This is a genomic window from Nocardia sichangensis (genome assembly GCF_047200615.1).
GTDB lineage: Bacteria > Actinomycetota > Actinomycetes > Mycobacteriales > Mycobacteriaceae > Nocardia > Nocardia sichangensis.
The window spans coordinates 1-6,325 of record NZ_JBJZOK010000074.1; the positions used below are offsets into that span (position 1 = coordinate 1).

General features: G+C 69.7%; 6 protein-coding genes. 3 read left to right on the top strand and 3 right to left on the bottom strand.

What is annotated here, in order from left to right:
• From ACL03I_RS38950 to ACL03I_RS38960, 3 genes are all read right to left on the bottom strand, one after another.
• Positions 1-1,482 (bottom strand): non-ribosomal peptide synthetase (locus ACL03I_RS38950; RefSeq protein ID WP_412808593.1); only part of this gene is annotated, 1,482 nt, incomplete at its 3' end.
• 292 nt (positions 1,483-1,774) lie between these two features.
• Complete coding sequence (locus ACL03I_RS38955; RefSeq protein WP_355081484.1) at positions 1,775-2,758, bottom strand: LuxR C-terminal-related transcriptional regulator; 984 nt, start codon at positions 2,756-2,758, stop codon at positions 1,775-1,777.
• 143 nt (positions 2,759-2,901) lie between these two features.
• The gene (locus tag ACL03I_RS38960) at positions 2,902-3,777 is read right to left on the bottom strand and encodes a M23 family metallopeptidase (protein WP_355081482.1); all 876 of its coding nucleotides are present in this window, start codon (positions 3,775-3,777) and stop codon (positions 2,902-2,904) included.
• 206 nt (positions 3,778-3,983) lie between these two features.
• Here ACL03I_RS38960 and ACL03I_RS38965 point away from each other — a divergent pair, with 206 nt between their 5' ends.
• The 3 genes from ACL03I_RS38965 (at position 3,984) to ACL03I_RS38975 (ending at position 6,159) form a co-directional block, all read left to right on the top strand.
• Positions 3,984-5,030 carry a nitronate monooxygenase gene (locus ACL03I_RS38965; protein ID WP_412808594.1) on the top strand — a complete coding sequence of 349 codons (1,047 nt, stop codon included), beginning with the start codon at positions 3,984-3,986 and terminating at the stop codon, positions 5,028-5,030.
• A 62-nt stretch (positions 5,031-5,092) separates the two neighbouring features.
• Positions 5,093-5,485 (top strand): SCO5389 family protein, encoded by a 393-nt coding sequence (locus tag ACL03I_RS38970; protein WP_355081478.1) that lies wholly within the window; start codon positions 5,093-5,095, stop codon positions 5,483-5,485.
• Positions 5,486-5,610: 125 nt separating this feature from the next.
• A complete protein-coding gene (locus tag ACL03I_RS38975) occupies positions 5,611-6,159 on the top strand; it encodes an HD domain-containing protein (RefSeq protein WP_412808595.1) in 549 nt (182 codons plus the stop codon).
• Positions 6,160-6,325 lie beyond the last annotated feature (166 nt).

Sequence of the window (6,325 nt, forward strand, 5' to 3'; positions counted from 1 at the left end):
ACCGATGTACTCGGCGACCGCGTCGGTGTCCAGGTCGGCGCCGGGGCGCGGCAGCACGTACGACACCAGTGCGGTCGCACCCGATGGCAGCGCCTTGCCCAGGGTGGCCGCGAAGTCGATATCCGGATGGCTGGTGAGAGCGTTGTCGATCTCGCCCAGTTCGATGCGGAAACCGCGGATCTTCACCTGGAAGTCCGAGCGGCCCAGGTATTCGATGACGCCGCCGTCCTGGCCGGCCGATTCGGTGCGTCGCACCAGATCACCGGTGCGGTACAGCCGCGCCGCCGGGTTGCCGCTGTCGGCGCCGAACGGGCTGGCGACGAATCGCTCCGCGGTCAGGCCCGGCCGGTTGAGGTAGCCCTGCGCCAGCGCGGGACCGGACAGATACAGCTCGCCGACCACCCCGGCAGGAACCGGCCGCAGCCGCGAGTCCAGCACGAACGCGCCGACGCCCGGGATGGCCGTGCCGATCGTGATGGGCTCGCCCGGCGTCATCGGCGGCGTGCTGGTGGCCAGGATCGTGGCCTCGGTGGGCCCGTAGCCGTTGTAGAACTCGCGCTCGGCCGCCCAGCGTCCGACCAGTTCCGGGCCGAACTTGTCACCTGCCACCACCACGGCCTGCAGGTCGTCCAGTCCGGCCGGATCCACCGATTCCAGGGCGCCCGGCGTGATGAGCATGTGCGTGACGTGCTCGCGCCTCAGCAGATCCGCCAGCTCGAAACCGCCGAACACCGTCGGCGGCGCGATCACCAGCGTCGCTCCGGAGGAGAAGGCCAGCAGCAGTTCCAGCACCGAGACGTCGAAGTTCGGCGAGCAGACGTGCAGAACGCGCGAGTCCTCCGTCACGCCGTAGTGCTCGCGCTCCGCGGCGACCAGCCCGGCCAGACCGCTGTGCGTGACCACGACGCCCTTGGGCTTGCCGGTGGAGCCGGAGGTGTAGATGACATAGGCCGGGTGCCGCTCGTCGAGCGGACGGACCCGGTCGGTGTAGGAGATGGGGTGCTCCGGGCGCGCGGCGATGCGCGCGGCCTGCACCGGGTCGTCCAGTTCGATCCAGTACACACCGGTGCCGAGCACCGGGCGGTGCGCCGAAGTGGTCAGACCCACCGTGGCGCCGGAGTCGGCGACGATGTGATTGATCCGGTCGGTGGGATAGGTCGGATCCACCGGCACGTAGGCCGCGCCGGTCTTGGCGATGGCCCAGACGGCGAGCACCGACTCCACGCTGCGCGAGATTCCGATGGCGACCACGTCGCCGGGCCCGACACCGCGCTCGATCAGCTCCCTGGCCAGCCGCGAGGACGCCGCGTCCAGCTCGGCGTAGGTGAGCTCCCGATCGTCGGCCGGGTCCCCCGTGGGGTTGAACCGGATCGCGACCTCGGTGGCGGCGGACTCGACCGCGGCGGTGAGCAGCTGCGCGAAAAGCGGACTGCCCGACCTGCGGCGACGGCTACCGCGAGCAGAGCGACGGGCGGTTTCCATTCGAGTGCATTCACCTCTCGGATCGAGCCAGGACCCGGGCTCTACCCTGCTCAGGGCTTGTTATCCGGGGCCAGCGCGGACCGAGCAATCATATAAGGGGCTGACCACTGAACCCGCGCGCTGTATTGGATTGCCGCGGATGCCGTCGGTACGGTCCGCATCCCCCTTGTCGAGTGCTGTCCTCTCGTAGGACACCATCCGCCCCCCTGGAATCGGTGTCTTGCCTGATCCCTGCCGTTATATCGGTACTTATGCCATCGTGTTGCACTAGTGCCCGAATCGGTGAGCTTGGTCACAGCCATCCGCGCCGCGTGGCCTGCACCCCCGCCTGGAATCTGGTGCTCGCCCCGAGGCGCTCCAGCAGCCGTGCGGTCCGGCGGACCACCGTCCGTCGGGACATCCCGAGTCGCCGCGCGATGGTGTCATCGGTCGCGCCGAGCCCCATCAGGGTCAGGATCGCACGGTCGCGTTCGTCCAGCGCCTCCGCGGCCGGGTTCACCGAGATCGGCGCCGCCATCGTCCACAGCACGTCGAAGGTCTTGATCAACAACTCGAGCGTGGGGGAACCGGTGATGCGCAGACCCATCGGGTCGGGCCTGCGTTCGTCGGCGTGCAGCACCAGGCTGGCCCGCTCGTCGTCGCTGATGATCAATTTGAGCGGCGGCTCGGGCAGGGTTCTGGCCTGCGCACCGCCCGCGTTGGTGGACAGCGCGTGCCGCAGGCGCTCGGGGTCCTGATAGACGGTGTCCTGATACAAGGTCTGGTAGCGGATGCCGTCGGCGAGCCTGGCGCGTTTGAGTTCGAACAGTTGGCGCTCGCGCTCGGGATCGCTCAGATAGGGCCCGCGCTCGACCAGCTTGACGCAGCTGCGCGCGCCGGTCTGCATCTCCTCGAAATCCGCCAGCATCTCCAGCCGCTCGTACACCGGCACCACCGCGCCGTTGCCGCGGGGCGAGCGGCGCACCGAGCGGAACGTCTCGCTCAAGCGTGCTGCGGCGGCGTGCATCTGGTTGATCTCCTGCTGCCTGCGCCGAGCCTCGGCTTCGGACAACGATTCCGGCGCGTGCGCGTCCCACAGCGGTTCGCCGTCGGGCGACTCGACGCGGACCGCGGCGTGCAATTCACACAACACATCCAGCGAGTCCGCGGCGAGGTCTTCCGAAACGCCCAGGTACTGCGCGATATCGGCGAGACTCGACCGCGGATGGTGCACCAGCACGGCGTACGCGCGGCCGTGCGGTGACCCAGGCTCGAAGATGTCGCCCAGCTCGATCACGGCCCGAGCCTAGCGACCGACCGGTGTCCGTGGGGCAGCTCTACGAGACCAGGACGCGAACCGCCTCCCGCGTCACCGGGACGCGGGAGGCTTCGCTGCGCGCAACCGTGCGCTGATCGGAATATCAAGCCGGACAGGGAATGTCAGTGCGCCGACGGGCCCCACTCCAGGGGCACTCCCTTGGCGGCCAAGTAGGGCATCGGGTCGATCTTGGCGCCCGACTGGTCCCAGATCTCCAGGTGCAGATGCGGACCGGTGGACTGGCCCCGGTTGCCGACGGTGGCGATCACGTCGCCCGCGTTCACCCGCTGGCCCGCGTGCACGAACATCTCGTTCACGTGGCCGTAGACGGCGGTGGTGCCGTCGTCCTGCAGGATTCGCACCCACAGACCGAAACCGGAGGCGGGCCCCGCCTCGATGACGGTACCGTTGCTGACCGAGTGGATCGGCGCGCCCAGCGAGTCGGCGAAGTCGAGACCGTAATGCATGGCGCCCCAGCGGCTGCCGAAGCCGGAGCTGATCTCACCGGCCACCGGGCGCACCGCGGACGCCGGAGCGACCTGCTGCTGCACGCCCTTGAGGGCCTCCTCGGCCTGCGCCAAGGGACCGATGACCTCCGGGGGAAGGTTGGGAATGCCGAACGGCGCCGCGACCGGTGCGGCGATCTGGCCCGCGACCGCGGCGGGCTCCGGCGCGGCCTGCGCGACCGGCTCGGCGGCGGCCTTGGCCTCGACGATCGGAAGGATGCTCGTACCCTTCACGGTGGAGGGCGCGGCCTGCGTCTCCTCGTCGGCATCGTGCGAACCGGGCAGCAGCGGCGACGCGTAAGCGAGCGCGGGAGCGACCTGGCTGGCAGCGCCGATCAAGGCGCCCGCGGCAACCGCCGCGGTGGCGGCGGCCTTGACTCGTTCGGTGGCGGACGGCTCGGCGCGGTGCCGCGTCGGACGGCCCGATTCGCCGCCGTCGCCGAGGAGGCTCTGGACGGTAATGGAACTTGGGCCTACACGGTGCTGCGACAAAGCTGAATCCTCGGTCGTACAACAGGGTCCGGGATGCCGGAGCCCTAGCGGAACCGGTTCGATAACGATCCGGTGAAGCCGGGCGGATAACGGTTTGGCATCCGTCGTGACGGGAACTCTACCGCGTCGTGACCATTCCGCAACCTTCCAGCGGAAAAACGCTGGTGAGGCCCGGGTCACATGTCCAGATACGCGACAATCGAACCGTGATCCTCGACGACTTGGACGTTCCGATCGCGCTCGCCCCGATGGCGGGCGGCCCCTCCACCCCTGAGCTGACCGCCGCCGTGGCCGAAGCGGGCGGTTTCGGCCAGCTGGCCGCCGGTTATCTGAGCGCCGCCGACACCGCGGCGCGGATCGCGGCGACTCGCGCGGCCACCGGCAAGCCGTTCGGCGTGAACCTCTTCGTGCCGGGCCCGCCGACTCCTCCCGCCGATCTGGCGGACTATCTGGCCGAACTCGGCGCCGAACACCAGCTGGGAGATCCGCGCTTCGACACCGACGACTGGGACGCCAAACTGGACCTGCTCGTCGCCGACCCGGTCGCGGCCGTGTCGTTCACCTTCGGCTGCCCGAGTGCCGCGGACATCGAACGGCTGCATGCCGCCGGTTCCGAAGCCTGGGTCACCGTCACCTCGGTCGTCGAGGCGCGCGTCGCCGTCGAGGCGGGCGCCGACGTGCTCATCGCCCAAGGCGCGGAGGCGGGCGGGCACCGCGCGACGTTCACCGATCGGCCCGCCGACGACACCACCGACCCACTCGGGCTGTTGGCGCTGCTGCAATTGCTCTCCGCCGCCACCGACCTGCCACTGGTGGCCACCGGCGGCCTCACGACGGGCGCGGGCATCGCCGCCGCGCTCGCGGCGGGCGCCGCGGCCGCGCAACTGGGCACGGTGTTCCTGCGCTGCCCCGAGGCGGGCACCAGTCAGGTGCACCGCGCCGCGCTGACCGCCGACACCCCGACGATGCTCACCCGCGCCTTCACCGGACGCAGGGCACGCGGCTTGCGCAACCGCTTCCTGGTGCGGCACACCGCTACCGCGCCGACCGGATACCCGGAGATCCACTACGCCACCGCCCCGCTGCGAGCCGAGGCGCGGGCGGCGGGCAACCCCGAGGAGGTCAACCTCTGGGCGGGCCAAACCCATGAGCTGACACCGGAGCTACCTGCGGGCGAACTGGTCTCGACCCTGGCCGCCGACACGAAAGCCGCACTGGAAAAGGCACTTTCGCGCCGAATCCAGCATTATTGACAACGACTTTCGTTTAGACTTCAGTGGCATCGCATCGACGTTCAGCACTGGAGGAGAGCGCCATGTCCCTTGATGTCCCCACCGCAGTACTCGAACGCGCCGAACGCGGCGAGGTCGACGACGCCGACTTCGTCGAGGTCGTACGCAATTCGCTGCCCTACGCCTGGGAAGTGGTCAGCCGCGTAGCCGGTGAGCTGCGTTCCGGGACGGCCGAATTCGCCGACAACACGATCGCGCCGCCCGACGAGGTGGCGCGCGGGCAACTGCTGCGCGCCATGGCTTCCGACGCGATTCGCGGTGGACTGGAGCGGCACTTCGGCGTGAAGCTCGCCTTCCAGAACTGCCACCGGGTCGCGGCGTTCCCGCTCTCCTCGGTCGGCGGCGAGACCTACACCACGTTCATCGGCACCCGGGCCCAGCTGCTCAACCAGAGCCCGGAACTGCGCAACTGCTGATCCACCGAATCGAACACCCGGCGCGGCAAACCGTTTCGCCCGCGCCGGGTGTTCTCGCGTATGCGGCGCCGTGCCCGCGCGTCGCCGCCGCCCGTCACGGACGGCTGCGCGTAGGGTGAACCGCCATGAGCAGCAACGATCTTCGCGATGAGGTCGAGGCCCGGCTCGCGCCGTGGCGCCAACAGCTCGGGGCGGACCGCGCCGCCTACACCAATCATGTGCTGCGGGTGCTCACGTTGTGCGATCTGCTGGCCGACGACCGGCAAACCCCGCCGAGCGCCCGTGAGGAGTTCCTGACCGCGGCCGTGCTGCACGACATCGGCATCTGGTCGGCGGGCAGCTTCGACTACCTCGCGCCCTCGTGCGACCAGGCGCGCGCCTGGCTGGCGAGCATCGACCGCGACGACCTGACCGGACTGGTGGTGGCGATGATCGACCAGCATCACAAGATCCGCCCGGCGGGCCCACCGCACGACCCGGTCGAGATCTTCCGGCGCGCCGACGCGATCGACGTCGAGCTCGGCTTGCTCGGCCGGTTCGGCGTCTCGCGCGGAACCTACCGTGAGCTGGCGAAGCGCTATCCGAACCACGGCTTCCACCGCAAGCTCGTCTCCCTGGTCGCGCGGCGGGTGCGCAGCCACCCCGCGTCACCACTGCCGATGCTGAAGTGGTGACGCGGGGCAGCAGGGTCAGGACAGGGTGGTGACCTCCAGGTCGCCGTCGGCGTACTGGGCGCGCAACCGCTTCTTGTCGAACTTGCCCACACTGGTCTTGGGGACCTCGGCGATGAACGTCCACCGTTCGGGCAGCTGCCATTTGGCGAACTTGTCGGCCAAGAAT